The 26567-nt window shown below is 72.4% G+C and carries 26 protein-coding genes and 1 pseudogene; 12 read left to right on the top strand and 15 right to left on the bottom strand.

Going from position 1 to position 26567, the window contains the following annotated elements:
* Nucleotides 1–100 precede the first annotated feature (100 nt).
* The 4 genes from PV721_RS22200 to PV721_RS22185 all read left to right on the top strand — a co-directional run bounded on the left by PV721_RS22200 (nucleotide 101) and on the right by PV721_RS22185 (nucleotide 1884).
* Nucleotides 101–265, top strand: coding sequence for a hypothetical protein (locus PV721_RS22200; RefSeq protein ID WP_319727111.1), 165 nt, complete (start codon nucleotides 101–103; stop codon nucleotides 263–265).
* A gap of 108 nt (nucleotides 266–373) precedes the next feature.
* Nucleotides 374–838 carry a BlaI/MecI/CopY family transcriptional regulator gene (locus PV721_RS22195; protein WP_319727110.1) on the top strand — a complete coding sequence of 155 codons (465 nt, stop codon included), beginning with the start codon at nucleotides 374–376 and terminating at the stop codon, nucleotides 836–838.
* An 11-nt stretch (nucleotides 839–849) separates the two neighbouring features.
* Nucleotides 850–1380, top strand: a complete 531-nt coding sequence (locus PV721_RS22190) for an amino-acid N-acetyltransferase (protein ID WP_319727109.1) — start codon at nucleotides 850–852, stop codon at nucleotides 1378–1380.
* Nucleotides 1381–1545: 165 nt separating this feature from the next.
* Nucleotides 1546–1884 (top strand): Lsr2 family protein, encoded by a 339-nt coding sequence (locus PV721_RS22185; RefSeq protein WP_319727108.1) that lies wholly within the window; start codon nucleotides 1546–1548, stop codon nucleotides 1882–1884.
* Here the strand turns inward: PV721_RS22185 and PV721_RS22180 are convergent.
* Complete coding sequence (locus PV721_RS22180; RefSeq protein WP_319727107.1) at nucleotides 1863–2462, bottom strand: SCO3374 family protein; 600 nt, start codon at nucleotides 2460–2462, stop codon at nucleotides 1863–1865. The genes PV721_RS22185 and PV721_RS22180 overlap by 22 nt on opposite strands.
* 462 nt (nucleotides 2463–2924) lie before the next feature.
* Between PV721_RS22180 and PV721_RS22175 the strand changes: the two genes are divergently transcribed.
* Nucleotides 2925–5450 (top strand): ATP-dependent Clp protease ATP-binding subunit, encoded by a 2526-nt coding sequence (locus PV721_RS22175; protein ID WP_319727106.1) that lies wholly within the window; start codon nucleotides 2925–2927, stop codon nucleotides 5448–5450.
* Nucleotides 5451–5564: 114 nt separating this feature from the next.
* Here the strand turns inward: PV721_RS22175 and PV721_RS22170 are convergent, their stop codons facing one another.
* Together PV721_RS22170 and PV721_RS22165 are read right to left on the bottom strand one after the other, a co-directional pair.
* The gene (locus PV721_RS22170) at nucleotides 5565–5861 is read right to left on the bottom strand and encodes a hypothetical protein (protein WP_319727104.1); all 297 of its coding nucleotides are present in this window, start codon (nucleotides 5859–5861) and stop codon (nucleotides 5565–5567) included.
* A 34-nt stretch (nucleotides 5862–5895) separates the two neighbouring features.
* Nucleotides 5896–6177 (bottom strand): hypothetical protein, encoded by a 282-nt coding sequence (locus PV721_RS22165; RefSeq protein ID WP_319727103.1) that lies wholly within the window; start codon nucleotides 6175–6177, stop codon nucleotides 5896–5898.
* Between the two features lie 581 nt (nucleotides 6178–6758).
* On the opposite strand from PV721_RS22165, the gene PV721_RS22160 reads away from it, so the two are divergent.
* Nucleotides 6759–7418, top strand: coding sequence for a M23 family metallopeptidase (locus PV721_RS22160; RefSeq protein ID WP_319727101.1), 660 nt, complete (start codon nucleotides 6759–6761; stop codon nucleotides 7416–7418).
* 48 nt (nucleotides 7419–7466) lie between these two features.
* Here the strand turns inward: PV721_RS22160 and PV721_RS22155 are convergent, their stop codons facing one another.
* The 8 genes and pseudogenes from PV721_RS22155 to PV721_RS43795 all read right to left on the bottom strand — a co-directional run.
* Nucleotides 7467–8639, bottom strand: coding sequence for a LamG-like jellyroll fold domain-containing protein (locus PV721_RS22155; protein WP_319727099.1), 1173 nt, complete (start codon nucleotides 8637–8639; stop codon nucleotides 7467–7469).
* A 72-nt stretch (nucleotides 8640–8711) separates the two neighbouring features.
* On the bottom strand, nucleotides 8712–10028 hold the full coding sequence (gene cseC / locus PV721_RS22150) for a two-component system sensor histidine kinase CseC (RefSeq protein WP_319727098.1): 1317 nt from the start codon (nucleotides 10026–10028) through the stop codon (nucleotides 8712–8714).
* Nucleotides 10025–10738: a two-component system response regulator CseB gene (gene cseB, locus PV721_RS22145; RefSeq protein ID WP_319727096.1), complete on the bottom strand. Its 714-nt coding sequence runs from the start codon at nucleotides 10736–10738 to the stop codon at nucleotides 10025–10027. The genes cseC and cseB overlap by 4 nt, the downstream gene beginning before the upstream one ends.
* Nucleotides 10739–10764: 26 nt before the next feature.
* Nucleotides 10765–11460, bottom strand: a complete 696-nt coding sequence (locus tag PV721_RS22140) for a hypothetical protein (protein WP_416371150.1) — start codon at nucleotides 11458–11460, stop codon at nucleotides 10765–10767.
* Complete coding sequence (locus PV721_RS22135; RefSeq protein ID WP_319727094.1) at nucleotides 11448–12008, bottom strand: SigE family RNA polymerase sigma factor; 561 nt, start codon at nucleotides 12006–12008, stop codon at nucleotides 11448–11450. The genes PV721_RS22140 and PV721_RS22135 overlap by 13 nt, the downstream gene beginning before the upstream one ends.
* Before the next feature lie 310 nt (nucleotides 12009–12318).
* Complete coding sequence (locus tag PV721_RS22130; protein WP_319727093.1) at nucleotides 12319–13236, bottom strand: A/G-specific adenine glycosylase; 918 nt, start codon at nucleotides 13234–13236, stop codon at nucleotides 12319–12321.
* 23 nt (nucleotides 13237–13259) lie between these two features.
* Entirely contained in the window at nucleotides 13260–13412 is a 153-nt protein-coding gene (locus tag PV721_RS22125) for a hypothetical protein (protein WP_319727091.1), read from the bottom strand.
* Between the two features lie 73 nt (nucleotides 13413–13485).
* Nucleotides 13486–13692 (bottom strand): annotated as a pseudogene (locus tag PV721_RS43795) (phosphatase PAP2 family protein); the annotation flags it as partial.
* A gap of 160 nt (nucleotides 13693–13852) precedes the next feature.
* Between PV721_RS43795 and PV721_RS22120 the strand changes: the two are divergent.
* Nucleotides 13853–14656, top strand: coding sequence for a hypothetical protein (locus tag PV721_RS22120; RefSeq protein ID WP_319727090.1), 804 nt, complete (start codon nucleotides 13853–13855; stop codon nucleotides 14654–14656).
* An 86-nt stretch (nucleotides 14657–14742) separates the two neighbouring features.
* Here PV721_RS22120 and disA read toward each other — a convergent pair whose 3' ends face one another.
* A complete protein-coding gene (disA, locus tag PV721_RS22115; RefSeq protein WP_150258629.1) occupies nucleotides 14743–15867 on the bottom strand; it encodes a DNA integrity scanning diadenylate cyclase DisA in 1125 nt (374 codons plus the stop codon).
* Between the two features lie 173 nt (nucleotides 15868–16040).
* Nucleotides 16041–17453: a DNA repair protein RadA gene (radA, locus tag PV721_RS22110; RefSeq protein ID WP_319727087.1), complete on the bottom strand. Its 1413-nt coding sequence runs from the start codon at nucleotides 17451–17453 to the stop codon at nucleotides 16041–16043.
* 179 nt (nucleotides 17454–17632) lie between these two features.
* Between radA and PV721_RS22105 the strand changes: the two genes are divergently transcribed.
* Entirely contained in the window at nucleotides 17633–19429 is a 1797-nt protein-coding gene (locus PV721_RS22105) for a BACON domain-containing protein (RefSeq protein ID WP_319727085.1), read from the top strand.
* Nucleotides 19430–19466: 37 nt separating this feature from the next.
* Here the strand turns inward: PV721_RS22105 and PV721_RS22100 are convergent, their stop codons facing one another.
* Complete coding sequence (locus tag PV721_RS22100) at nucleotides 19467–20333, bottom strand: hypothetical protein (RefSeq protein ID WP_319727084.1); 867 nt, start codon at nucleotides 20331–20333, stop codon at nucleotides 19467–19469.
* Nucleotides 20334–20396: 63 nt separating this feature from the next.
* On the opposite strand from PV721_RS22100, the gene PV721_RS22095 reads away from it, so the two are divergent.
* A complete protein-coding gene (locus PV721_RS22095; RefSeq protein WP_319727082.1) occupies nucleotides 20397–21332 on the top strand; it encodes a Ppx/GppA phosphatase family protein in 936 nt (311 codons plus the stop codon).
* A 46-nt stretch (nucleotides 21333–21378) separates the two neighbouring features.
* Here PV721_RS22095 and PV721_RS22090 read toward each other — a convergent pair whose 3' ends face one another.
* Nucleotides 21379–22494, bottom strand: a complete 1116-nt coding sequence (locus PV721_RS22090; RefSeq protein WP_319727080.1) for an endonuclease/exonuclease/phosphatase family protein — start codon at nucleotides 22492–22494, stop codon at nucleotides 21379–21381.
* Nucleotides 22495–23075: 581 nt separating this feature from the next.
* On the opposite strand from PV721_RS22090, the gene PV721_RS22085 reads away from it, so the two are divergent.
* From PV721_RS22085 to ilvD, 3 genes are all read left to right on the top strand, one after another.
* Nucleotides 23076–23909: a sugar phosphate isomerase/epimerase gene (locus tag PV721_RS22085; protein WP_319727079.1), complete on the top strand. Its 834-nt coding sequence runs from the start codon at nucleotides 23076–23078 to the stop codon at nucleotides 23907–23909.
* A complete protein-coding gene (locus PV721_RS22080; RefSeq protein WP_319727078.1) occupies nucleotides 23906–24526 on the top strand; it encodes a TetR/AcrR family transcriptional regulator in 621 nt (206 codons plus the stop codon). Before PV721_RS22085 ends, PV721_RS22080 begins: the two co-directional genes overlap by 4 nt.
* 121 nt (nucleotides 24527–24647) lie before the next feature.
* The gene (gene ilvD / locus PV721_RS22075) at nucleotides 24648–26498 is read left to right on the top strand and encodes a dihydroxy-acid dehydratase (RefSeq protein ID WP_319727077.1); all 1851 of its coding nucleotides are present in this window, start codon (nucleotides 24648–24650) and stop codon (nucleotides 26496–26498) included.
* The last annotated feature ends 69 nt before the right edge of the window (nucleotides 26499–26567 follow it).

Genomic DNA, 26567 nt, shown 5'->3' with positions numbered 1-26567 from the left:
GGTAGCCGGAGAGGCTACCGGGGCGCCCTGCCCGGCAGCCTCTCCGGCTACCTGGAGCTGCTGCAGGACGCCCTGGCCGCCGGGTAGCTACGCTGTGGGCATGGACTACGTCTCCGCGCTCGTGCCCCCCATCGTGATGGCCGCGTTCTTCATCGCTCTCGTCGTGACGATCGTGAAGAGCCAGGGCGGCGCGAACAAGGCCAAGGAGGACGCGGCGGTCGACGCCGTGATCGCCCGGGCCGAGGCCGCGCGCCAGCAGAACTAGCCCTCCGGGCGACGGGAGTGCGGCCCCACCGGCCGCACTCCCGATTTTGTCGCGCGTTGCCGAGTGAATAGTCGGGCAATTCCACCCAACCAGCACTATCGTGCTGTTGTGCCTCGCCCCTTGGGAGAACTCGAAGACGCCGTCATGACGCGGGTGTGGCAGTGGAACCGCCCGGTCACCGTTCGTGAAGTACTGGAAGACCTCCAGCAGGAACGGTCCATCGCGTACACGACGGTCATGACCGTTATGGACAATCTTCATCAGAAGGGCTGGGTCCGCCGGGAAGCCGAAGGCCGCGCCTATCGATATACGGCGGTCTCCACTCGCGCCGCCTACTCGGCCGCACTGATGAACGAAGCCTGGTCGACGAGCGACAACCCCGCGGCCGCCCTCGTCGCCTTCTTCGGCATGATGTCCGCGGAACAGCGGGAAGCACTCCGGGACGCCGTACGGGTCGTCCAGCACGACGACGAGTCCGGCGCCGAAGCCGTGGCCGAAGCCGTGGCCGAGCCCCCCGCTCCGCCGGAAGCCGAAGGGGACTCCGACGAGCGCCCGCAGGAGCCGGGGCGATAGCGTCCGCAGCCATGGGAGAGTTTTCCACTGCACATGCAGAAACAGTGACGATCCGCCGTGCCCGCACCGGTGATGTTCCCGCGCTGCGCCGCCTCCTCGACCAGTACGTGCAGCAGCGGATCCTGCTGGACAAAGCCCCGGTCGTCCTTTATGAGGACATCCAGGAGTTCTGGGTCGCGGAACGCGACTCCGACGGTCAGGTGGTCGGCTGCGGCGCTCTCCACGTGATGTGGGAAGACCTCGCCGAAGTGCGTACTCTCGCCGTGGACCGCGACTTGAAGGGCGCCGGCGTCGGCCACAAGGTGCTGCAGCAGTTGTTGCGGACCGCCCGCACGCTCGGGGTGAGCCGGGTTTTCTGCCTGACCTTCGAAGTCGAGTTCTTCGCGAAGCACGGCTTCGTCGAGATCGGCGAGACCCCGGTCAAGACCGATGTCTACATGGAGCTCCTGCGTTCCTATGACGAGGGCGTCGCCGAGTTCCTCGGTCTCGAACGGGTGAAGCCGAACACCTTGGGCAACAGCCGGATGCTTCTGCACCTCTGATCGATGGCCTCAGCTTTTCCGTCGATCCGCGCACCTGTGGCCTATGTCCGAATCGCGCACGTTTCCCGCCCTGTTGCGGTCCTGAACCTCTCCCCGGGGGTTTGTGTTTTCCAGGCAAAAGCGGTTTCCTTTCCACGTACTGCTTTTCGATGAAAGGAAATCCCGGTGGCACAGAAGGTTCAGGTCCTTCTTGTCGACGACCTCGACGGTGGCGAGGCGGACGAGACGGTGACGTTCGCTCTGGATGGCAAGACCTACGAGATCGACCTCACCACCGCCAACGCTGAAAAGCTCCGCGGTCTGCTCGACCCGTACACCAAGGGCGGCCGCCGCACCGGTGGCCGTGCCGCCGCGGCACGTGCCAAGGGCCGCGCCTCGGCGACGACCGGCAACCCGGACACCGCGGAGATCCGCGCGTGGGCCAAGGAGAACGGTTACAACGTGAACGACCGCGGCCGCGTCCCGGCCGAGATCCGCGAGGCCTACGAGAAGACCAAGGGCTGACCGACCCCCGCCGTACGCCGGCCCAGGCGGGCCCGGTGGCATTCCGTCGCCGCCGCCGCCACCAGGCGTACGAGATCGGGCCCGCCGGTGCCCTTGCCGGGACCGGGTCCGGCGGCCCGCCCGGGACCGGGCAGGGCCGGCAGAAGTGCCTCACACCCCTGCTCGGGGGGTCGCAGCCACACGGCGGCTCCCCGAGGGCTTTCTCCCAGGGGCTGCCCCGGGGGAGCCGGGGCGGTGATCCGGCCACCCGCACCCAGGGCGGTCAGATCCAGGGCGACCCCGCCCCATTCGAGCCAGTCGAGCAGCCCCTCCAGCTCCTCTGCGCTCCCCGCGGCCACCAGGAACCGCATCCGGCGCCCCATGAGCGCCACCGGGCCCGTGGCGACCGGCCTGCGCAGCAGTGCCGCCCCCGCATCGGACGGCAGCTCCAGCACGTCGAACCGGATCCCGGTCGCGAGCCGGCCGGGCGGACCGCCCGTGACGGCCCAGCCGAGCACCCTCTCGTACCAGGAGGCGTACGCGCCCTCCTCGGGCGCGGCGCGGGGGAGCGGGACGGTCGGCGCAGCGGTTACGGCCATACCCGGAGCAACTCGCGAAACGCTCCGGGGTTACGGTCGTCGTGACACACCGCACTCACTCATATGCGGAACGTAAACATCCGTGGCGGCTGAGTCCCACATTCGGGACGGAACTGTGTTCGCCCTTAGCTGAGCAGACCGGTGCCACGGGCATGGAGTGTCAGTCCTTACGGGTAAGACATTCCTAGTGGATCGGGGCGACACGCTGATTTGACGGGCTCCCGTTCGCCGTCGGCGTACACGCATGACGGGTATCTGCCTGGCCTGCGGGAACATCGTCTCGCACCATCGAGTTGGAGCAGTTGTCGGCTCTTCAAGCCGGTTTTCCCGCTGATGCAGGGGTGAGCCGAGGACGGATGTCGGCAGTTGGAATGAGCTGTCCCGCCCCGCGGGACTAGCATGCGGAAGGACAGGGCGGGGACCGACCCCGAACTGCCCGACCGCTCTGAGGAGCGATAAACGATGTTCGAGAGGTTCACCGACCGCGCGCGGCGGGTTGTCGTCCTGGCTCAGGAAGAAGCCCGGATGCTCAACCACAACTACATCGGCACCGAGCACATCCTCCTGGGCTTGATCCACGAGGGTGAGGGTGTCGCCGCTAAGGCCCTGGAGAGCCTCGGGATTTCGCTCGAGGCTGTTCGCCAGCAGGTTGAGGAGATCATCGGTCAGGGGCAGCAGGCCCCGTCCGGCCACATCCCCTTCACCCCGCGGGCGAAGAAGGTCCTGGAGCTTTCGCTCCGAGAGGCCCTCCAGCTCGGCCACAACTACATCGGCACCGAGCACATCCTGCTCGGCCTGATCCGCGAGGGCGAGGGCGTCGCCGCCCAGGTCCTCGTGAAGCTGGGCGCCGATCTCAACCGAGTCCGGCAGCAGGTCATCCAGCTGCTCTCCGGCTACACCGGTGGAGGCAAGGAGTCGGCCACGGCAGGCGGCCCGGCCGAGGGCACGCCCTCGACCTCGCTCGTCCTGGACCAGTTCGGCCGCAACCTCACCCAGGCGGCCCGCGAATCCAAGCTCGACCCGGTCATCGGGCGCGAGAAGGAGATCGAGCGGGTCATGCAGGTGCTGTCCCGCCGTACGAAGAACAACCCGGTCCTCATCGGCGAGCCCGGCGTCGGCAAGACCGCCGTCGTCGAGGGCCTGGCCCAGGCGATCGTCAAGGGCGAGGTTCCCGAGACGCTGAAGGACAAGCACCTCTACACGCTTGACCTCGGCGCCCTGGTCGCGGGCTCCCGCTACCGCGGTGACTTCGAGGAGCGCCTGAAGAAGGTGCTCAAGGAGATCCGCACCCGCGGCGACATCATCCTGTTCATCGACGAGCTCCACACCCTCGTGGGTGCGGGCGCCGCCGAGGGCGCGATCGACGCCGCCAGCATCCTCAAGCCCATGCTGGCCCGTGGTGAGCTCCAGACCATCGGTGCCACGACGCTGGACGAGTACCGCAAGCACCTCGAGAAGGACGCGGCCCTCGAGCGCCGCTTCCAGCCGATCCAGGTGGCGGAGCCTTCCCTCCCCCACACGATCGAGATCCTCAAGGGCCTGCGCGACCGGTACGAGGCCCACCACCGCGTCTCCATCACGGACGAGGCCCTCGTCCAGGCGGCGACGCTGGCGGACCGCTACATCTCGGACCGCTTCCTCCCGGACAAGGCGATCGACCTGATCGACGAGGCCGGCTCCCGGATGCGCATCCGCCGGATGACCGCGCCGCCGGACCTCCGCGAGTTCGACGAGAAGATCGCGGCCGTGCGCCGCGACAAGGAGTCGGCCATCGACTCCCAGGACTTCGAGAAGGCGGCTTCCCTCCGCGACAAGGAGAAGCAGCTGCTGGCGGCGAAGACCAAGCGCGAGAAGGAATGGAAGGCCGGCGACATGGACGTCGTCGCCGAGGTCGACGGCGAGCTCATCGCCGAGGTCCTCGCGACCGCGACCGGCATTCCCGTCTTCAAGCTCACCGAGGAGGAGTCCTCGCGACTGCTCCGCATGGAGGACGAGCTCCACCGCCGGGTCATCGGCCAGAAGGACGCCATCAAGGCGCTCTCCCAGGCGATCCGCCGTACCCGTGCGGGTCTGAAGGACCCGAAGCGCCCGGGTGGCTCGTTCATCTTCGCCGGCCCGTCCGGTGTCGGTAAGACCGAGCTCTCGAAGACGCTCGCCGAATTCCTCTTCGGTGACGAGGACGCGCTGATCTCCCTCGACATGTCGGAGTTCAGCGAGAAGCACACGGTTTCCCGTCTCTTCGGTTCGCCCCCCGGCTACGTGGGCTACGAAGAGGGCGGCCAGCTCACCGAGAAGGTGCGCCGGAAGCCGTTCTCCGTCGTCCTCTTCGACGAGGTCGAGAAGGCCCACCCGGATATCTTCAATTCCCTTCTCCAGATCCTGGAAGACGGTCGTCTGACCGACTCCCAGGGCCGGGTCGTGGACTTCAAGAACACGGTCATCATCATGACGACCAACCTGGGTACCCGGGACATCTCGAAGGGCTTCAACCTGGGCTTCGCGGCGCAGGGAGACACCAAGACCGGCTACGAGCGGATGAAGGCGAAGGTCAACGAAGAGCTCAAGCAGCACTTCCGGCCCGAGTTCCTCAACCGCGTCGACGACACGGTCGTCTTCCACCAGCTCACCGAGGAAGACATCATCCAGATCGTCGACCTGATGATCGCGAAGGTCGACGAGCGCCTGAAGGACCGCGACATGGGCATCGAGCTGAGCGGCGACGCGAAGCTCCTGCTCGCCAAGCGCGGCTACGACCCGATCCTGGGTGCCCGGCCGCTGCGCCGGACCATCCAGCGCGAGATCGAGGACATCCTGTCGGAGAAGATCCTCTTCGGCGAGCTGCGTCCCGGTCACATCGTGGTCGTCGGCAAGGAGGGTGAGGGCGAGGAAGCCAAGTTCACCTTCCGCGGCGAGGAGAAGTCGGCCCTGCCGGACCTCCCCCCGATCGAGGCCACGGGCTCCGGCCCGGACCTGTCGAAGGGCGCGTAGGCGCGAGCGGGCAGTACGAAGGGGCGGCCCCGGGACCGAGAAGTCCCGGGGCCGCCCCTTTTCGTACGGACGTGCGCGGGCAGGACGCGGACGGCCGGTTCGTCGAAATCCCGGTCAGCGTCGGCAGGCCGGGGAAGACCCCGGGAGATCGAGGGCCGCGGCCGGTTCGGCCGGTTCGGCCGGCCCGGTGAGGCGGGGGAGCTCCTGCCACTCGGCCGGGTGACGCGAGGCCCAGCAGTCCCCGAGGGCGACGGATCGCAGACCGCGGTGGCGGGACAGGCCGACGGGTCCGGCGTCGTCGGGCGTCACCGCGCAGTCGGCGTCGTTGCCGCGGAGCACGAGGTCGTGCAGGGAGTTCCAGCCGGCCAGGACTGGGCCGATGGGCAGGACGTGGCCGCGCCGGTCGAGCACGGCCCCGCGGACCGGCAGTCCCCCGAGCGCACGGCTAGGTGCTCGGCCCGGACCGCGCCCAGATAGGCGCTGAGGCCTCGGCCGACACGTCGCCGACCACGTTCAGGTCCTGGCGGGGCGAGAACTCGGCCAGGGCGGCCGGCTCCGCGTCCGACACGACCGTCACGTTCTGGTCCGAGGGAAGCAGCGAGACGACCTCCGCGGCGTACCGGTGCGTCTCGAAGCGCGGCCAGAGCCTGGTCAGCTCCGCGCGGACCTCGTAGAACAGGTGGCCGCCGTAGCCGGCGAGGGAGGGGATGGCGAGATCCGACAGCACCCCGCCCGCGGCCTGGACCGTGTGCGCGGCTGCCGGGCCGGCGGGGTACTCCTCGGGCGGCGGGAGCAGAGGAAGTCGCGGGGCGCGGGCAGCCGCTCGCCGTGCCGGGTCAGGGGGACGGGAGCGGCCGTTCCGCGGGGGCCGCAGGGCCTCCCGTGCCGGTCGGCGGGCCTGCGCAGCGCGGCCACGCCGAGACCGCACAGCTCGCGCCGGGCCACGTAGGAGGAGATCCGCACGGGCCGGTCCCGAGCCCCGCGCCTGTTGCCCGCCGATGGTCCCGGACGGGCGGGCCGAAGGCCTGGACCGGTGACAAGCCGCACAGAACAAAACGGACGTACTAGGTGGATTCGTAGATCCAAAGGGCAGCTCCAGAGGACTTCCGCCCCAGGAGAAGGGCCGTCAACCGGACGCGTCACACCGGCCCGGCTACGAGTCCCGGTAGTAATCGGGACATTTGGGGAAGTCCCCGGCCGCGGGTTACCAAAGGTGAGCCAACCCGGCACACGGTCCAACTGTGCCGGGTCACTTCATGCCCGTGGCGGGCGTGAACCGCCCTTGTCCCCGGCCCCGGAGGTCTGCACATGTTCGCGAAGCGCGTCATCACCCGTCGTACCCGTATCGCCGTCGGCACCACCGCTCTCGGTGCGGTGCTGGCCCTGGGGGCCGGGACGACCGCCGCGTTCGCCGACACCACGCAGACGGCCCTCGCCGGCACCGCCGAGCTCGTCGCCCAGCAGGCCTCCGCCCAGGCCGGCGCCGCTGCCGCGAAGGCCGAGGCGAAGGCCGCCGCGAAGCCCGCCGCCAAGACCGCCTCGAAGACCGGTCTCTGGGACAAGCCGCTGGAGAAGTACACGCTGTCCGCGACCTTCGGCAAGGGCGGCAGCATGTGGTCGCACAAGCACTCCGGCCAGGACTTCGCCGTCCCGGTCGGCACCCCGGTCAAGTCCGCGGCCGCCGGCACCATCGTGAAGGCCGGCCCGAACGGCGGCGGCGACGGCCCCGCGTACGGCAACGCCATCGTGATCAAGCACGCGAACAACACGTACTCGCAGTACGCGCACCTCTCGAAGATCCAGGTCAGGATCGGCCAGAAGGTCGCCGCCTCCCAGCGCATCGCGCTGTCGGGCAACACCGGCAACTCCAGCGGCCCGCACCTGCACTTCGAGATCCGCACCACCCCGAACTACGGCTCGGCCGTCAACCCGGTCGCCTTCCTGCGGAAGGCCGGCGTCAGCATCTGACCCGACCGGTCCCCGTGACCGTCCCCCCGACCCGGCCCGGCCGGCTGCTCAGGTGAGCAGCCAGGCGTGGGCCGGCTTCGGTTCCGGACCGAGCTTGCCCTCCTTGTACGCGGCCGCCTGCTCCGGCGTGAAGGCCGTGTCGTAGATCTTGATGTTGTGCAGGGCGCCCTGCCAGGCACCGGTCCAGATGTTGTGGTGCTTGGAGCGGCCCAGCTGGAGCGGACCGGGGGCCTGCCAGATCGGCGGCACCTGCGTGGTCTCGCCGGCCTTCTTGCCCTCCACGTACAGCGCGATGGTCTTCTTCTCGGCGTCGTAGGTGGCCATCAGCATCGTGGGGGTCTTCAGCACGGTGGGGCCCTCGGCGGTGACGGTCCTCGTCGTCGCCGCGGCGCCCTTGTCGCCGGTCTGCACGCGGAAGATCCAGGCCTGCTTGCCGCCCACCTCGTTCACGCCCAGCTCGAAGGAGAACGACTCCCCGTCGCCCTGGCTGACGGCGATCCGCGAGCCCTTGGTGCCGGAGCTGTAGACGCGGGCCGTGACGGTGAAGCTCTTGGTCACGTCCACGACGGGCTCGGCGGACTGGGCGTACGAGTTCGCGTTGCCCTTGCCCACGATCTGGAACCGCTTGCCCAGCGGGCCGAGCTGGAAGTCGGGGCCGAGCCGGATGCCGGTCTTCCCGTAGCTGTCGCGCAGCAGGGTCGCGTCGCCCTCGACGGTCGCGGTGTAGCCCGCGGGGGACTTCGAGTCACCGGGCTCCGGCGAGGCGGACGTGGAGGGCTGCGCGTCGGCCCCGCCCGGGCCTTCGCTGTCGTCGCCCAGCAGGAAGAACGTTCCGCCGCCGGCCAGCAGCGCCAGTACGGTCACCCCGCCGCCCAGCATCCACAGCCGCTTCTTGCGCCGCTCGGCCGCGGACCGGTCGGCCATGGCCTCCCAGTCGGGCTGCGGCGTCGAGGATATGCCCGACTGGGCGGACTGCGCCGGGGGCCACTGCCCTCCGGCGTCCTGCTGCTGGTACGGGTTCGGCTGCTGCCCCTGCTGCGGGTAGCCGTAGCCGTACCCGTCGCCACCGGCCGGGTAGCCGTAACCGCCCTGCTGGGAGGGGCCGGACGGGAAGCCGTAGCCGCCCCCCTGCCCGGGCGGACCCGGCGGGAACCCGTATCCGCCGCTGCCGGGGGCGGGCTCGGGATGCGGGTTGCTCGGGGGATTCGCGGCGTCGGTCATGCCAGGGATGCTAAGACACGGCCCCCGTACTCGTACCGCCCGGTACCGGTCCGGCAGGCCCGAAGAGGCGGCCTAGCCCTGCGGCAGCTTGATCACCGGGAAGCTGCCCGTCGCCGTCGGCGCGTGTTCCGGCAGCCACAGGACCGCCACCGCGCCCGCCGCCGTGCCCTCGCGGTCGAAGCCGCCCGGGGCCGCCACGTTGCGGAAGGTCAGCCGGGCGCCCAGGACCCGCGCCTGGCCCTCCGCGATGGTCAGGCCCAGCCCGTGGCCCACGCCCGCGCGGTCCGTCGACCCGGTCCGGAACCGGCTCGGCCCCTCGCGCAGCAGGGCCTCCGGGAAGCCCGGCCCGTGGTCCCGGACCCGTACGACGCGGCCCTCGACGTCGACCTGGATCGGCGGCTGCCCGTACCGCGCGGCATTGGCCAGGAGGTTCCCCAGGATGCGCTCCAGCCGTCGCGGGTCGGTGCTGACGATCTCGTCCGCGACGACCCGTACGGTCGCCTCCGGCATCAGCGCCGTCACCCGCCGGCTCACGAACTCGCCCAGCGCCACGTCCTGGAGCTCCGCCCGCTCCGACGCGCTGTCCAGCCGGGCCACCTCCAGCACGTCCTCGACCAGCGCGCGCAGAGCCTGCGCCCGGTCCCGGACCAGCTCGGTCGGCCGCCCCGGAGGCAGCAGTTCCGCCGCCGTGAGCAGGCCCGTCACCGGCGTGCGCAGCTCGTGCGCGATGTCCGCCGTCACCCGCCGCTCGGCCTCCAGGCGCTGCTGCAGGGCATCGGCCATCGCGTCCACGGCCCGCGCCAGGTCGTCCGTCTCGTCGCGGACGACGCCGCCGACCGCGTCCCGCACCCGTACGTCGGGATCACCGTGCGCCACCCGCTGCGCGGCGGCCGCGGCCTTGCGCAGTCTGCGCGAGATCTGCCCGCCGATGAGCACGCCGAGCGCCGACCCGCCGATCACGGCGGCGAGCCCGCCGACGAGCAGGGCACGGTCCAGGTCGGGGATCAGGTTGGCGCTCTCCCGGAACTGCGTGTGCAGCGACAGCACCTGCCCGTTCCCCAGCGGCACGGCGGCCCACACCTCGGGCCCCCCGCGCGGCCGCTCCTGGATGTAGGTCCCGCGCCGTCCCGACTGCGCCTTGTGCCGCAGCTCGGCGGGGAGTTCGGGGTCGTTGAGCTTGGCGCCCATCGGCGGCTTGCGCCCGGCGTCGGCGTTGCGGGAGATGAACTGCACGCGGTCCAGCTGCACTTCGCGCGCGCTCTCCAGCATCGACACGCGGGCAGCACTGTGCACCACCAGGCTCAGCGCGATCGTGACGAGGGCACCCACGGCGGCGATGGCGAGTGTGATCTTCCAGCGGATCCCCGTACGGAGGGTGAACCGTCTCATGCCTTGAGCTTGTATCCGAAGCCTCGGACCGTCTCGATCCGGTCCTGTCCGATCTTGGTGCGCAGACGCTGCACGTGGACGTCGACCACGCGGGTGTCCCCGCCCCAGTCGTAGTCCCAGACCCGCTCCAGCAGGCGGTCGCGCGACAGTACGGTGCCGGGCGCCGAGGAGAACTCCAGCAGCAGCCGCATCTCGGTCGGCGTCAGCGCCACGGCGGCGCCCGAACGGCGGACCTCCATGCCCTCGGTGTCCACCTCCAGGTCGCCGAAGGAGAGGACGCCGCGCTCCGCGTCCGACATCTCGTGCGGGGAGCCCGGTCCGCCGTTCTGCGGGCCGCCGGAGTGGTCGAAGCGGCGCAGCACCGCGCGGATCCGCGCCACGAGCACGGACCCGTCGAAGGGCTTGGTGACGTAGTCGTCGGCGCCCGCCTCCAGGCCCAGCACCACGTCGATGGAGTCGGCGCGTGCCGACAGCATGATCACGGGGACGGTCGACTCGTCGCGGATGCGGCGGCACAGGCTCACGCCGTCCATGCCCGGGACCATCACGTCGAGCAGCGCGATGTCCGGCCGGTCGGCGCGGAAGGACTCCAGGCCGGACAGGCCGTCGGGCATGGCGGTGACCATGAACCCGTCGCGTTCCAGCGCCAGGGTCGTGGCCTCACGGATGACGTCGTCGTCCTCCACGAACAGGACATGGGTCTCGGCCATGCGGAAGCCTCGCCTCGGTTCTGTGCTCAGTTCTTCTGACTCGTGGCCGGGGCGGGCTGGACACCGCCGTCGATCACGTTGCTGTACTCGGAGTGCACGCGGTCGTGCTCGGTGAACGTCTCCCCGTTCCAGCGGTACGTGATCACGTCCTCGCCCGACGGATAGGCGAGCGCGTCGCTCTTTCCGTAGACCTGCTTCGTGACCACCAGGTCGCCCCGGTCGATCTCCGCGTAGACGGGTGGCTGTTCGTCCGAGAACACATTCTCGTACGAGCTGCCGTCCGCCCGGTACACGTACGAGCCGCGGCCCAGGGCGTCGGCGCAGGACAGGACGTTGACGACGATGTCGGCGACGGGGCTGCCGGTGACCTTCCCGTAGCTCACGTCCACCGGGTACTCCTTGCCCGTGCAGGGCTTGAGGTCCCGCTTGATCTCGGCGCTGACCTTCGGGTCCGCCTTGAGCAGTGCGATGGGGTCGACCTTCTTGAGCGGCCGGCCGGACGGGGAGGCCGAGCCCGAAGAGGGGTCCGCCGACCCGGACGGGGTGGCCGGGCTGGCCTTCGCCACGGGGTCGGAGCGGGCGGGGCCGCCGTCGCGCAGGCCGGTGCCGCCGGTCGCGCAACCGACCGCGAACACGGCAGTGCCGACGAGGACGACCGCCCCCGCCGACACCAGTACCAGCGATCTCCCGCCGGTCAGAACTTGGCCGTTCAGGCCGCGCACCGCTCACGCCCCTCGTACCGCATGGTGTGGTCACCGCGCTCCAGCGCCCGCATGTCGAGGTCCCGGCTCTCCAGCTCCTGCCGGAGGCGGGCCAGCGCGCGGTGCAGAGTGCTCTTCACGGTACCCGCAGACATTCCGAGTGCCGCGGCCGTCTCCTCGGTGCTCATCTGCTCCCAGTGTCGCAGCACGACCACACTGCGCTGCTTGGGCGCGAGCACCTTCAGGATGTCCATCAGCAGGGCGCGGTCGGCGCGCTGGTCGGAGCCGTCCTCGACGGAGGCGTCGGGGAGCTGCTCGGTGGGGACCTCTTCGAGCTTGCGGGCCCGCCACCACTCGGTACGGGTGTTGATCATGACGCGGCGCAGGTAGGCGTCGGCCAGGGACTTGTCGGCGATGCCGTCCCAGCGGCCGTAGGTGCGCACGAGCGCGGTCTGCAGGAGGTCCTGGGCGTCGGTGGGGTCCGGGACCAGGCGCCGGGCGCTGCGCAGCAGCGCGTCCTGCCGGGTGCGTACGTACTCTTCGAACTCGAGTACCTCACCGTGCGCCATTCGAGACCGCCTCCGCTGCCGTCCACCGCTCATCCGCTGCCTTACGGATCCGAAGGTACGGAGGGGTTGTCACGGGCCTGTGCGAGCCAGCCTTCGGTGGGCGCACGGACACCCATAGGTTGTGTAACAGTGCCGTGAGCTGGGGTTTCCCGAGGAGAAGCGGAATTGTCGACTCAGTTTCAAGGTCGACTACGCGTGGTCGCGGAGCGGTCGCCGAGCGCTTGCCTCGTGCTCGCCGGGCCGTCGCCGGGAGGTCATCCGCAGGGCGTACGGCCCCCTGCCCGGGCCTCCGCCCGGCGACGGCTCCGGCTCAGGTCTGCGGAAGCCGGTACAGGCCCCCGTCGAGGGGTTCCACCAGCCCGTCCGAGACCAGGCCGTCCAGAGCCCGGGCCCGCTGCACCGGCTCGTCCCACACCGTGTCGAGCACGGCCTGCGGAACGGCGCCCACCGCCTCCCGGAGCACCGCGAGGAGCTTGCCGCGCACCTGCCGGTCGGTCCCGGCGTACGTCTGCCCGCGCCGCGGCGGTCCCTCGTGCGCCGGCTTCCCGGCGAGGCGCCACGCGCACAGCCCGGCCACCGGGCAGCGGACGCAGTCCGGGCTCTTCGCGGTGCACACCAGCGCGCCGAGCTCCATCGAGGCCGCCGCCCAGCGCGCCGCGGTCGCCTCGTCCTCGGGCAGCAGGGCCCGGGCCAGGCGCCGTTCCGCGGCGGTGGTGGCGTTCGGCGGGTACTCCACCCCGGTGGCGGTGCGCGCGAAGACCCGCCGGACGTTCGTGTCGAGGACGGCGTGCCGCTGTCCGTACGCGAAGGAGGCCACGGCGGCCGCCGTGTACTCGCCGATCCCGGGCAGGGAGAGGAGCTGCGCGTGCTCCCGCGGTACGTCGCCCCCGTGCCGCTCCGTTATCGCGACGGCCGCGCCGTGCAGCCGCAGGGCGCGGCGCGGGTAGCCGAGCCGCCCCCAGGCCCGCACGGCCTCGCCGGGGGCCTCGGCGGCCAGGTCGGCGGGGCGGGGCCACCGGGCGAGCCACTGCTCGTAGACCGGGAGGACCCGGCTGACCGGGGTCTGCTGGAGCATGAACTCGCTGACCATGACCCCCCAGGGGCCGGCCTCGGGGCGGCGCCAGGGCAGGTCGCGGGCGTGCTCGTCGAACCACGCGATGACGGGGGAGTGGAGCGCGTGCGAGGAGTCGGGGGATGCGGCCGTGGCGGAAGCGGGAGATGCAGTCATGACAGACGGCATCCTGGCACGTTTCAGGCCCGTCCCGCCGGGCCCGGGCCGGTGAACCAGACGGCGGCGCGGACCCCGCTCGCCCGCACGGCGGCAATGATCGTACTGATCGGACCGGTCAGCGCAAGGACGGTGAGGGCGGCGACCGAACCGCCCGGCAGCAAGCCCGTCGCCACGTCGTGGGGTGGGGTGCACGCCGAGGAAGACCCGGGAGAAGGCCATCGGCAGGGCGAGCGGCACGGTCAGCGGCGCGAGCCGGCGTACGGCCATGGCCGGCGCCACGGCGGCGGCGCCCGCGAGGGCCGCGTGGTTGCTGGGGAACGACCGGTCGCGGTGTGGAGCACGCCGAAGAGCAGGAGCCCGTGGACCGTCCAGGCCTCGAACGCGGACTCGCACCCATCCGGGTGTGGAACGGGCGAAGCCGGTGACGCCGAGGTAGGGGCCCGAGCCGTCCATGGCCACCGAAGGTAGTCGAAGCAGGTGAATCGCCGCCTCGGACCTCTGGCCGGTTCCCGGCGGTTCCGGATACGCCCGCAGGATGATCATCGGCAAATCAAGCCCGCTGCGCGGCATGTGGGGCACTGATCGGGCCGCGGACTCTCGTAAAGTTCCGTCCGTGGGATCTCTGCGCAATCCGGTCGGGCCGCTCCCCTCCTCCATCTACTGGCGACGGAGGGCTGTGCTGGCGTCCGTCGTCGCGCTCCTCGCGCTCCTCGCCGTATGGACCGTCAGTTCCGGCGGGGGGAAGACGAGTACGAACGGAAAGGGCCAGGGCGGCCCCGACCCCGTCGCCTCGATCACCCCCGGCCCGGCCGGCACCGGCCCCGCGATCAGCGCGGCCCCCGGCGGACGCCCGGAGACCGGCAGCGGCGGAACCACCGGCTCCGAAGGCGGCGGAACGGGCGGCGCGGGCAAGAACGGTGAGCCGGGCAGCGGCACGACCACGGGCGGCGGCTCCGGCTCCGGCGGTGGCACGGCGGCCGGCCCGGCGCAGGTCCCGGCGGACTCCCCGCTCCCCACGTGCGCGCCGGGTGCGCTGCAGTGGGAGGTCAAGAGCGCGAAGAACGAATACGAGGCGAACGAGAAGCCCCGCCTCGAACTGGTCGCCCGCAACACCTCCGGCACCACCTGCAAGGTCGACCTCGGCCCGAAGCAGGCGGTCCTGACCATCCTCCAGGCGAGCAGCAGCAAGGCGGTGTGGTCCTCGGCGGACTGCCCGCCGGGCGCGGGCAGCGCCTTCTTCCGGCTGCCTGCGCAGGGGGAGACGAAGCAGGCGCTGGAATGGGACCGCAGGTTCAGCGCGGCCGACCAGTGCCAGTCGCCTCCGGCGGGGTCTGCGGCTCCCGACACCTACGTGGTCGAGGTCAAGTCCCCCGGCATGCCGGTCGCCCGAACCTCGTTCGTCCTCAAGCAGGACTAGCCGTTGCGGCGCGGCTCCGGGGGCTCCGCTCCCGGAGACCCCCGCGCCTCAACGCCGACGGGGCTGAATGCGGGGCGGAGTCCCTGTCAGACGTAGCGCTCGAGGATCGAGGACTCCGCCAGGCGGGACAGGCCCTCGCGGACGCTGCGCGCACGCGCCTCGCCGACCCCGTCGACCGTCTGCAGGTCGTCCACGCTGGCAGCGAGCAGCTTCTGCAGCCCCCCGAAGTGCTCCACGAGCCGCTCGATGATCGCGCCCGGCAGCCTCGGCACCTTCGCCAGCAGCCGGTACCCGCGGGGCGACACCGCCGAGTCCAGGGTCTCCGGCGAGCCCGTGTACCCCAGCGCCCTCGCCACGATCGCCAGCTCCAGCAGCTCCGGATGCGTGAGCGCGTCCAGTTCCGCCAGCGCCTCGTCCACCGTGCGGGAACGCTTCGCCGTCGGCTCCGGCACGTAGTCCCGGATGACGAGCTCCCGCTCCTGCTCGATGCCGACCGTCAGCTCGTCCAGCTGCAGCGACAGCAGTCGCCCGTCCGTGCCCAGTTCGACCACGTACTCGGCGATCTCGGTCGCGATCCGGCGGACCATTTCCAGCCGCTGCGCGACCGCCGTCACGTCGCGGACCGTGACCAGGTCCTCGATCTCCAGCGCCGACAGCGTGCCCGCGACCTCGTCGAGACGCAGCTTGTACCGCTCCAGCGTGGCCAGCGCCTGGTTCGCCCGCGACAGGATCGCCCCGGACTCCTCCAGGACGCGCCGCTCCCCGTCCACGTAGAGCGCGATCAGCCGCATCGACTGGGAGACGGAGACCACCGGGAAGCCGCACTGCTTGGAGACGCGGTCCGCCGTGCGGTGACGCGTACCGGTCTCCTCCGTCGGGATCGACGCGTCCGGCACCAGCTGCACGCCGGCCCGCAGGATCTTGGTGATGTCCTTGTCGAGGATGAGCGCGCCGTCGAGCTTGCACAGCTCGCGCAGCCGGGTCGCGGTGAACTCCACGTCCAGGACGAAACCACCGGTGCACATGGCCTCGACGGACTTGTCCATGCCGAGGACGATGAGCCCGCCGGTGTTGCCGCGGACGATCCGCTCCAAGCCGTCACGCAGCGGCTGACCAGGTGCGACCGCGCTCAGCGAGGCGCGCATCATGGCCTCCTGCTTGGAGCTCGCGCCCGACTTGCCGGATGCTGCTGCCCCGTCCTTGGCTGCCACTGCACTCCTCCGGTCGCGGGTCGTACCGCCCCGCGCCGCGGGCACGAGGACGTGCGTACGGCCGGGCGGACCAGCACAAAGTCTACCGGCGCGCGCTGCGGCCCCGCCGTGGCTTGGTCAGGTACGCCTGACGGGGGTCCCGTACGGACCCCCTGACCAGGGCCGCTGCCCCGTCAGTCCGCGGCCCGCTCCTTGGCCGGCGTACGGGAGCGCCCGCGCGGCAGCACCCGCAGCGCGTCGCCCATGTCGGCCACTTCGATCACCTTCATCCCGGCCGGGACCTTCCCCGGATCCGCCGGGACCAGCGCGTGCGTGAAGCCGAGCCGGTGGGCCTCGGCGAGGCGCCGCTGCACGCCGGTCACCCGCCGCACCTCGCCGGCCAGGCCGACCTCCCCGATCGCCACGAGGTTCTTCGGCAGCGGGACGTCACTGGCGGCGGAGGCGAGGGCGAGCGCGATGGCCAGGTCGGCGGCCGGTTCGGTCAGCTTCACCCCGCCCACGGTCGCGCTGTAGATGTCGCGCTTGCCGAGCGCCGTGATCCGGCCGCGCTGCTCCAGCACCGCCAGCATCATCGACACGCGCGAGGTCTCCAGGCCCGAGGTCGTGCGCCGGGGGGAGGGGATCTGCGAGTCCACGGTCAGCGCCTGAACCTCGGCGACGAGCGGACGCTTCCCCTCCAGGGTGACCGTCAGACAGGTTCCGGGAACGGCCTCGGCGCGCCGGGTCAGGAACAGCCCGCTCGGGTCGGCGAGCCCGGTGATGCCCTCGTCGTGCAGCTCGAAGCAGCCGACCTCGTCGGTGGCCCCGTACCGGTTCTTGACGCCGCGCACCAGCCGCAGCCGCGCGTGCCGGTCGCCCTCGAAGCTCAGCACCACGTCCACGAGGTGCTCCAGCAGCCGGGGTCCGGCGATCGCCCCGTCCTTGGTCACGTGGCCGACGAGCAGGGTGGACATCCCGCGCTCCTTGGAGGCCCGGATCAGCGCCCCGGCCACCTCCCGCACCTGGGCCATGCCGCCGGGCGCGCCGTCGATCTCGGGGGAGGCGACGGTCTGTACGGAGTCCAGGATCAGCAGGGAGGGCTTCACGGCGTCGAGGTGCCCGAGCACGGCGGAGAGATCGGTCTCGGCGGCGAGGTAGAGGTGGTCGCTGAGGGCGTTGATCCGGTCGGCCCGCAGCCGCACCTGGCTCGCCGACTCCTCGCCCGTGACGTAGAGGGTGCGGTGCTCGTCGCTCGCCGCCTTCGCCGCGACGTCCAGCAGCAGCGTCGACTTCCCGACGCCGGGCTCGCCGGCGAGCAGCACCACGGCGCCGGGGACGAGCCCGCCGCCGAGGACGCGGTCCAGCTCGTCCACGCCGGTGCTGCGCGCGGTCGCCGTCCGCCCGTCGACCTGTGCGATCGGCACCGCGGCGGTCGAGACCCGGCCGGCGGCGGTGGTCCGCACGGCGGGCGCGCCCATCTCCTCGACGGTGCCCCAGGCCTGGCACTCGGGGCACCGCCCGAGCCATTTCGCGGTCGTCCAGCCGCACTCGGTACAGCGGTAGGACGGCCGGTCCTTGGCGGATGAACGAGCAGTGCGGGCAGCCATGCCGCTCACGGTAGCCGCCCGCACTGACAGACCGGGCGGGGCGGTGGCGCAGGCGGCCGCGGGGCGGGGCCCTCCCACGTCAGGGCCTGCGTCAGCGGACCACCGATCTGTTCACCCATAAGGGCTAAAAGCGGGGAAGGCTTCCAGGCCGCCACCGGCGCGCCGCCTACGGTCGCCAGGTGAACAGCAGCAACCAGGCACACCCCTCATCGCGCACCGGCGCACACCGGGCGCACGGGCGCACGCACAGCGAGGGGGAGCAGCCGCCCCCCTTCCGGCACGAGCCTTACCTGGACGGTCTGTTCACGTACTGCCTGTCGGTCCTGTGCGACCACGACACCGCCACCGACGTGCTGGGCGACGTCCTCGCCGTGGCCGAGCGGCACCCCGGCCGCTGCCCCGACGAGGGGGACCGGCGCGCCTGGCTCTACGCGCTCGCCCGCTGGGGCTGCCTGCGCCGGCTGGCAGAGCAACGGCGTACCCGACCCGGAGCGCATTCCGCTCGGCGTGCGCCGGAGCACGCCGGGCGCACGCGTGCGCCGGGCAGCGAAACGGACCCGGGTGATGCCACGGACACCGAACGCGCCGCGGACGCCCATCGGCCCGTTGACGTGAACGCCTACCGCCGTACCGAACTGGCCCGGCTCGCCTGGCCCGAGGCCGCCGGCACCACCCCCGCCCAGCGCGAGGCCCTCGAACTCGCCGTCCGCCACCGCCTCGGCGTCCCCGAACTCGCCGCCGTCCTCGGCACGCCCCCGGCCGCAGCCCGGGAGCTCCTGTCCGGCGCCGCCTGCGAGGTGGAGCGCACCCGGGCCGCCCTCGCCGTCGTGGAGACCGGGAACTGTCCCGCCGTCTCCCTGCTCACCGGCGGCGACGGCGAGGGCGAGGGCGACGGCAACGTGCTGCTGTCCAGCCCCCTGCGCGCCGAACTCGTCCGCCACGTCGACGACTGCCCCCGGTGCCGCCGCGTCGCCGAACGCGTGGGCGTCGCCGCCCCCTGGCCCGGCTCCGGCGGCATCAACACCGCCGCCCTCCCGCTCGTACCCGCCCCCCGCACCGCCGTCCACGCGGCGATGATCCGCTCCGGCCGGGGCCGCCGGCCCGGCCCGCGCTTCGACCGCACCGGCTTCCCGATGGACCCCCGGGACCGCGCGGCCCGCCGCGAGCGGCTGCGCGCCCGGGCGGTGACCACGACCGTCGTCGCCACCGTCGTCGCCGCCCCGGTGCTGGCCCTGTGGGCGGCGTACCGCGGCGCCCCCAGCACGGGCGAGCCGGTCGGCGGCGACTCCACCCGCATCTCCGCCAGCGGGTCGGAGCTCCCGACGGCGCGGACCGACGGCCGCCCGCTGACGGCGTACGAGAACGCCGGGAACGCCGCCAGTACCACCGGCGGCCCCGGCTTCGCCCAGAGCGACGACGCATCCGACGTCTCCGTCGAGGTGATCAGCACGGGTCCGCCGGCCGGCCCCGACCACGCCGGAGCCCCCGGCCGCCTCGCCGTCGCCGCGTCCTCCCGCGGCTCCCTCACGCTGCTCACCCTCACCGCCTCGGGCGGCGCCCCGGTGGACTGGCGGCTCTGGTCCGACGCGCCCTGGCTGCGCGCGAGCCGGACCGCGGGCACCCTGGCCCCTGGAGAATCGGTCACCCTGAGGATCGCCGTGGACTCCGAGGCCCAGCCCGTGGGCGCCTGGACGGCCCGGGTCGGGGTCGATCCGAGCGGTGCGGTGGTGTCCATCCGGGGCCGGGGCCGGGGCCGCCCCGCGTCGACCCCGACGCCGTCGCCGGAGCCGACGCAGCCCACGACCCCGACGCCGAGCCCGGACCCGACGCAGCCGCCCACGCCGACCCCGACACCCACGGAGCCGACGATCCCGCCGCCGTCCCCGACGCCCACGCCGACCGCGACGCCGTCGGACGGCTCAGGCGGAACGGTTTCCCCGGGGCCGGACCCGGGCCCGTCGGGGTCCCCCGGCTAGGCCGGGCCGGACGGCCCGGCCGGACGGCCCGCGCAGGTCAGGCCGGGTCGACCGGGTCGGCCGGGTGCGGGGCCATCGGCAGCAGCGAGGCCAGCCGCGCCTCGCACAGCTTCACGAGCGCCTCGTACCCCTCCTTGCCCATCAGCTCCGTCAGCTCGGCGCGGTACGACACGTACACCGGGTCCCCGGCGCCGTGCGCGGAAGTGGCCGACGTGCACCACCAGTGCAGGTCGTGGCCGCCGGGACCCCAGCCGCGGCGGTCGTACTCGCCGATCGTCACCTGCAGCACGCGGGTGTCGTCGGGCCGGTCGATCCACTCGTACGTCCGGCGGATCGGCAGCTGCCAGCAGACGTCGGGCTTGGTCTCCAGCGGCTCGCGGCCCTCCTTCATCGCGAGGATGTGCAGCGAGCAGCCGGCCCCGGCGGGGAACCCCGGCCGGTTCAGGAAGATGCACGCGCCGTCCCAGCGGCGGGTCTGCTTCTCCCCGTCGTCGTCGTGCTGCGTCCACCCGCTCTCGCTGCCGACGTCGTGGAACTGCCACAGCTCGGGCGTCAGCCGGGCCACGTGCTGCGCGACCCGCTTCTCGTCGTCCTCGTCGGAGAAGTGCGCGCCGAGCGTGCAGCAGCCGTCGTCCGCCCGGCCCGCCTGGATGCCCTGGCAGCCCTGGCCGAAGATGCAGGTCCAGCGCGAGGTCAGCCAGGTCAGGTCGCAGCGGAAGACCTGCTCGTCGTCGCCGGGGTCGGGGAATTCCACCCAGGCCCGGGGGAAGTCGAGGCCCTTCTCGTCGGAGACGACGGGGTTCTTACCCTTGCCGTTCCTGCCGCCGGAGTTCTTGCCCTTGGCGGGGTTCTTGCCCGTGTCCTTCTGCGACCGGGTCTTGTTGGCCTTCTTCGTATTTGGCACAAACCCAAGCCTAAGCGCCCCCTACCTCACCCCTCGGCGTTCGTCGCAGTAGCGTTTCCCCCTATGAGACTCGGTGTCCTTGATGTGGGTTCGAACACGGTCCATCTGCTGGTGGTGGACGCGCACCCCGGTGCGCGCCCGCAGCCGGCGCACTCTCACAAGGTGGAAATGCGCCTGGCGGAGCTCCTCGACGAGGGCGGGGCCGTCACCCCCGAGGGCGTGGAGCGTCTCGTCTCGGTGATCGGCGAGGCCGTGCAGGCCGCCGAGGACAAGGGCTGCGAGGACGTCCTCCCCTTCGCGACCAGTGCGGTGCGCGAGGCCACGAACGCGGACGAGGTGCTGGCGCGGGTCAAGGCCGAGACGGGGGTCGACCTGCCGGTGCTCAGCGGCGCGGACGAGGCCCGGCTGACCTTCCTGGCGGCCCGCCGGTGGTTCGGCTGGTCCGCCGGGAAACTGCTGGTCCTGGACATCGGCGGCGGCTCGCTGGAGATCGCGTACGGCATCGACGAGGACCCGGACGCGGCCGTCTCGCTGCCGCTGGGCGCGGGCCGCCTCACGTCGGGATGGCTCCCGGGCGACCCGCCGGACGCGCTGGACATCCGGGCGCTACGGCGGCACGTGCGGGCGGAGATCGCCCGCACGGTCCGCGAGTTCAGCCGCTTCGGCGCCCCGGACCACGTGGTCGCGACGTCGAAGACCTTCAAGCAGCTGGCCCGCATCGCGGGCGCGGCCCGTTCGGCGGACGGGCTGTACGTGCAGCGGGACCTCAGCCGCAAGTCCCTGGAGGAGTGGGTGCCGCGCCTCGCGGCGATGACCACGGCCCAGCGCTCTGCCCTGCCGGGTGTCTCGGAGGGCCGGGCGAACCAGCTCCTGGCGGGCGCGCTCGTCGCGGAGGGCGCGATGGACCTCTTCGGTGTCGACGAGCTGGAGATCTGCCCGTGGGCCCTGCGCGAGGGCGTGATCCTCCGCAGGCTGGACCACATGCCGACGGGATCGTAGGAAAGTACGGGTTCCCACTGGCGCGGGCTCCGGCCGGCCGGGGCGGTCAGCGCAGCCGGAGCACGCTCGTGATGCCGGCGTGGTCGGAGGGCCACAGGCCCGACGGGGTGCGGTCGGCGGGCTTCTCGCCCACCCGGTGGGCCGCCAGCGCGTGGATCTTGCCGCGGAAGAGCACGTAGTCGATGCGCTGGGTGAGGCTGGAGGCGGCGTTGCGCAGGTCGGGGGCCTGGCAGCAGGTGAAGCCGGGGCCGCCGGGGCGGTGGCGGTTGGCGGTCCAGGCGTCCTTGAAGCCGGCGGCGAGGAGCCGGTTGTAGCTCTGGGTGCCGGTTCCCGGTGTCGCGCCGACTCCGCCGGCCGCCGAGTTGAGGTCGCCGAGCAGCACGGTGGGGAGCTCGGTGTTCAGTGGGCCCGCGAGCAGTTCGCCGGCCTGCGCCTCCTGGACGGCGGGGGCGGCCGGTTCGAGGTGGGTGGTCACCACCCGGGCGGTGCGCCCGCGGAGCGTGGCGTCGGCCGAGACCCAGCCGCGCTCGACCTTGAGGGGCGGCTGGGGCGGGCAGCCGAGCACGGGCCGGCAGATGGGCACGTGGTTGCGGAACCGGGCGGCCTGCGCGTTGGCCACGGAGAAGGTGCGGGCGGGCAGGTCGGTGCGGGCCAGGAGCACGTCGCGGTCGGTGAGGCGGATGTCCTGGAGGCCGCCGCCGGGCGTGGCGCGCGGGGCCTCGAAGTCGCTGCCGACGGTGACGCTGGCCACGGCGGCGTAGTGCTTGCCGCGGGCGGAGAGCTCGTCGAGGAGGATCTGCAGGAAGTCGTACTCGACGTGGGTGGCGCTGCCCGGCCCGGCCGGGGTCTGGCTGCGCCACAGCACGGCTTCCTGGAGGCCCACGAGGTGGGGGTCGCTCTCGGCGATCTCGTCGGCCAGTGCCTTGGCGCGCTCGGGGAAGTTCGTCGCCTGGACGTTCGCCCACACCGCGGTCACCGCGGCGACGAGGCCCTGCGGGCTGGTGGCGGCGAGGACGGGGGCGAGGTCGGCGCCCAGGTAGAGGTTGCGGGTGGTGACGCGCAAGGGCGTCCGGCCCCCCTCGGCGGCCGAGGCCGTGCCGAGCGAGCCGGGTGCGAGCAGCGCGAGCGCGCACAGGGCGGATGTGATCCAACGGCGAGTCATACGGGCAACCCTCTCGGTGCAAAGCGGGCGAAAACCCGCATCTTGCCCGAAACCTAAGGCGGCTGACGGACCGTGGCGATCCAGCTGTGGGCCGGGCGGCCTACGCTGCGCCGCCTCCGGCGCCCGGCCCGTGTGCGTCGGGGCCCGCCCGCAGCGGCCGGCGGCCGGCCCCGCGCCGGCACCTGCAGCGCACGGCCAAGCCGGGCGGGCGCCGGCCTCCCGCCAGGGCGCGGTCACACCCGCGCAGGGCCCGATCCGGTCCCACGCCGACCCTCGGGCCCACGCTCGCGCCGGGCTCCCGCCGTGCCCCGCAGGGCCCGCGCCGGCCTCCCGCCGGCCCCGCGCCAGGGCGCGGGCCGGGCGCGAGCAAGCCTGCGCGGGGCTCAGGGCGGCTTCGCCAGTGCGCGGGCCGGCCTCGCGTCGACCACGTGGGCCGTGCCCCCCCCGGGCCCGCGACCCCTCGCGCCCGCCTCACGCCGCCCTCGCGTAGGGCTCGCGCCGGCCTCGGGGCCCGGTTTCGGGTCGGGTTCGGGTGGCGGTCGTCACGTACCGGTCGGGCGCCGGGCCCGTACCCTGTCTCCGTGGCAGAACCAGTCCGCATCCCGACCGCGAAAGTCGCCCTCTCCACGGCCTCCGTCTATCCGGAGTCCACCGCGACCGCCTTCGAGATCGCCGCGCGCCTCGGGTACGACGGCGTGGAGGTCATGGTCTGGACGGATCCGGTCAGTCAGGACGTCGACGCCCTGCGCCGGCTGTCGGACCACCACCAGGTGCCGATCCTCGCCGTGCACGCGCCGTGTCTGCTGATCACCCAGCGCGTGTGGTCCACCGACCCGTGGACCAAGCTGCAGCGGGCGCAGGCCGCGGCCGAGCGGCTCGGCGCGTCCACCGTCGTCGTGCACCCGCCCTTCCGCTGGCAGCGCCAGTACGCGCGGGACTTCGTCACCGGGATCTGGCGGATGGCAGACGAGACCGACGTCCGGTTCGCCGTGGAGAACATGTACCCCTGGCGCTACCGCGACCGCGAGATGCTCGCGTACGCGCCCGAGTGGGACGTGACGAAGGACGACTACCGGCACTTCACCGTCGACCTCTCGCACACCGCGACCGCCCGGACCGACGCCACCGCGATGATCGACCGGATGGGCGACCGGCTCGCGCACATCCACCTCGCGGACGGAAACGGTTCGGCGAAGGACGAGCACCTGGTCCCGGGGCGGGGTACGCAGCCCTGCGCCGAGCTGCTGGAGGGCCTCGCCCGGACCTCCTTCGACGGTCACGTGGTGATCGAGGTGAACACGCGGCGGGCGATGTCGTCGGCCGAGCGCGAGGCCGACCTCGCCGAGGCCCTGGCCTTCACACGGCTGCACCTCGCCACCGCCCCCACCGCCCGGGACGGGGCCCGGCGGTCATGACGGGAGCGGAGAAGCCGCGCCGCCGCGGGCCCGGCCGGCCGCGGCAGGACGAGGCCGACGACGGCCCCGGCACCCAGGAGCGCATCCGGCTGGCCGCCCGCGAGGTGTTCGCGGAGCGCGGGTACGACAAGACCTCCGTACGCGGCATCGCGAAGGTGGCGGGGGTGGACCCGGCGCTGGTCCACCACTACTTCGGCAGCAAGGACGACCTCTTCGCCGCCGCCATCGAGATGAGCATGGAGCCCGCCCTCGTGGTCCCCGCGATCATCGGCGGCGGACCCGACGGCATCGGCGAGCGGCTGGCCAGGTACTTCCTGGGCGTCTGGGAGAACCCGGTCACCCGGGCCCCGCTGCTCGCCGTGATCCGTTCCGCCCTCACCCACGAGGCCGCCGCGAAGGTGCTGCGCGGGCTGGTGCTGCGGCGGGTCCTGGAGCGGGTCGCCGCCGACCTCCACGTCCCCGACCCGACCTTCCGCGCCGAGCTCGCCGCCTCCCACATGGTGGGCATCGCGATCCTGCGCTACGTCGTACAGGTCGAGCCCCTCGCGTCCGCGGACGCGGAGGACATCGTGGCGCTCGTCGCCCCTACGCTGCAGCGGTACCTGACCGAGGAGTGAGCCTGCCGTCCCGCCATGCGGACGCGCCGTCCGGATCGCGGGCGGTGGGCGTAGCCTCGTATCTGAGCCATATCCGCAGTCGCGGCTGACCGTACAGCCGCACTCATGGGGAGTGAACCGCATGCCCGAGCTGAGGTCCCGCACCGTCACCCACGGCCGCAACATGGCAGGCGCTCGTGCGCTGATGCGCGCGTCGGGCGTAGCGAGCGAGGACATCGGCAAGCCGATCATCGCGGTCGCCAATTCCTTCACCGAATTCGTCCCCGGCCACACGCACCTGGCCCCGGTCGGCCGGATCGTCTCCGACGCCATCCGCGCCGCCGGCGCGATCCCCCGCGAGTTCAACACCATCGCGGTCGACGACGGCATCGCCATGGGCCACGGCGGCATGCTGTACTCCCTCCCCTCCCGCGACCTGATCGCGGACTCGGTCGAGTACATGGTCGAGGCCCACTGCGCCGACGCCCTGATCTGCATCTCCAACTGCGACAAGATCACGCCCGGCATGCTGATGGCCGCGATGCGCCTCAACATCCCCGTCGTGTTCGTGTCCGGCGGTCCGATGGAGGCCGGGCAGGCCATCCTCGTCGACGGCACCGTCCGCAAGCTCGACCTGATCGACGCCATGGTCGACGCCTCCAACGAGAACGTCTCCGACGAGGACGTCCTGCGCATCGAGGAGAACGCCTGTCCCACCTGCGGCTCCTGTAGCGGCATGTTCACCGCGAACTCGATGAACTGCCTCGCCGAGGCCATCGGCCTCGCCCTCCCCGGCAACGGATCCGTCCTCGCCACGCACACCGCCCGCCGCGCCCTGTACGAGGACGCCGGCCGCACGGTCGTCGAGATCACCAAGCGGTACTACGAGGACGGCGACGAGTCGGTCCTGCCGCGCTCCATCGCCACCCGCCAGGCCTTCGAGAACGCCATGGCCCTCGACATCGCCATGGGCGGCTCCACGAACACGATCCTCCACCTCCTCGCCGCCGCGCAGGAAGCGGGCCTGGACTACGACCTCACCGACATCGACGAGGTCTCGCGCCGCGTTCCGTGCCTGGCCAAGGTCGCCCCGAACGTGGCGCCCGGCGGCACGTACTACATGGAGGACATCCACCGCGCCGGCGGCATCCCCGCCATCCTCGGCGAGCTGCACCGCGGCGGCCTCCTCAACAAGGACGTCACCACGGTCCACTCGGACAACCTGGAGGACTGGCTGGCCAAGTGGGACGCCCGCTCCGGCACGGCGTCCGACACGGCCATGGAGCTGTGGCACGCGGCCCCCGGCTGCGTGCGCTCCGCGACCGCCTTCTCCCAGTCCGAGCGCTGGGACACCCTCGACCTCGACGCCGAGGGCGGCTGCATCCGCTCCGTGCAGCACGCGTACTCCAAGGACGGCGGCCTCGCCGTCCTGCGCGGCAACATCGCCGTCGACGGCTGCGTCGTGAAGACGGCGGGCGTCGACGAGTCGATCTGGACCTTCGAGGGCCCGGCCGTCGTCTGCGAGTCGCAGGACGAGGCCGTCGACAAGATCCTCCGCAAGGAGATCAAGGCGGGCGACGTCGTCGTGATCCGCTACGAGGGCCCGCGCGGCGGCCCCGGCATGCAGGAGATGCTCTACCCGACCTCCTTCCTCAAGGGCCGCGGCCTCGGCAAGGTCTGCGCCCTGGTCACCGACGGCCGCTTCTCCGGCGGCACCTCGGGCCTGTCCATCGGCCACGCCTCCCCGGAGGCGGCCTCGGGCGGCCACATCGCCGTCGTCCAGGACGGCGACCGCATCCGCATCGACATCCCGAACCGCTCCATCGAGCTCCTCGTCGACGCAGCCACCCTCGCGGCCCGCCACGAGGCCCTCGGCGGCGTCTACGCCCCGAAGAACCGCGAGCGCAAGGTCTCCGCGGCCCTGCGCGCCTACGCGGCGATGGCCACCAGCGCCGACAAGGGCGCCGTCCGCGACGTCACCCGCCTGGGCTGACACCGCCCCCGCCGACGCCCCCGCACCCTCCGGTGCGGGGGCGCCGCCGTCTCACCACCCGCCCGGATC

The sequence above is a fragment of the Streptomyces sp. MB09-01 genome, from assembly GCF_033794505.1.
Taxonomy (GTDB): Bacteria; Actinomycetota; Actinomycetes; order Streptomycetales; family Streptomycetaceae; genus Streptomyces.
This window is presented reverse-complemented; position numbering and strand designations above follow the sequence as displayed.

Bases quoted from the DNA above. Each gene is read 5' to 3' on its own strand.
- PV721_RS22200 (WP_319727111.1), top strand. From the start codon at position 101: ATGGACTACGTCTCCGCGCTCGTGCCCCCCATCGTGATGGCCGCGTTC.
- PV721_RS22190 (WP_319727109.1), top strand. From the start codon at position 850: ATGGGAGAGTTTTCCACTGCACATGCAGAAACAGTGACGATCCGCCGT.
- PV721_RS22180 (WP_319727107.1), bottom strand. From the start codon at position 2,462: ATGGCCGTAACCGCTGCGCCGACCGTCCCGCTCCCCCGCGCCGCGCCC.
- PV721_RS22175 (WP_319727106.1), top strand. From the start codon at position 2,925: ATGTTCGAGAGGTTCACCGACCGCGCGCGGCGGGTTGTCGTCCTGGCT.
- PV721_RS22160 (WP_319727101.1), top strand. From the start codon at position 6,759: ATGTTCGCGAAGCGCGTCATCACCCGTCGTACCCGTATCGCCGTCGGC.
- PV721_RS22155 (WP_319727099.1), bottom strand. From the start codon at position 8,639: ATGACCGACGCCGCGAATCCCCCGAGCAACCCGCATCCCGAGCCCGCC.
- cseC (WP_319727098.1), bottom strand. From the start codon at position 10,028: ATGAGACGGTTCACCCTCCGTACGGGGATCCGCTGGAAGATCACACTC.
- cseB (WP_319727096.1), bottom strand. From the start codon at position 10,738: ATGGCCGAGACCCATGTCCTGTTCGTGGAGGACGACGACGTCATCCGT.
- PV721_RS22135 (WP_319727094.1), bottom strand. From the start codon at position 12,008: ATGGCGCACGGTGAGGTACTCGAGTTCGAAGAGTACGTACGCACCCGG.
- PV721_RS22130 (WP_319727093.1), bottom strand. From the start codon at position 13,236: ATGACTGCATCTCCCGCTTCCGCCACGGCCGCATCCCCCGACTCCTCG.
- radA (WP_319727087.1), bottom strand. From the start codon at position 17,453: ATGGCTGCCCGCACTGCTCGTTCATCCGCCAAGGACCGGCCGTCCTAC.
- PV721_RS22095 (WP_319727082.1), top strand. From the start codon at position 20,397: ATGAGACTCGGTGTCCTTGATGTGGGTTCGAACACGGTCCATCTGCTG.
- PV721_RS22090 (WP_319727080.1), bottom strand. From the start codon at position 22,494: ATGACTCGCCGTTGGATCACATCCGCCCTGTGCGCGCTCGCGCTGCTC.
- PV721_RS22080 (WP_319727078.1), top strand. From the start codon at position 23,906: ATGACGGGAGCGGAGAAGCCGCGCCGCCGCGGGCCCGGCCGGCCGCGG.
- ilvD (WP_319727077.1), top strand. From the start codon at position 24,648: ATGCCCGAGCTGAGGTCCCGCACCGTCACCCACGGCCGCAACATGGCA.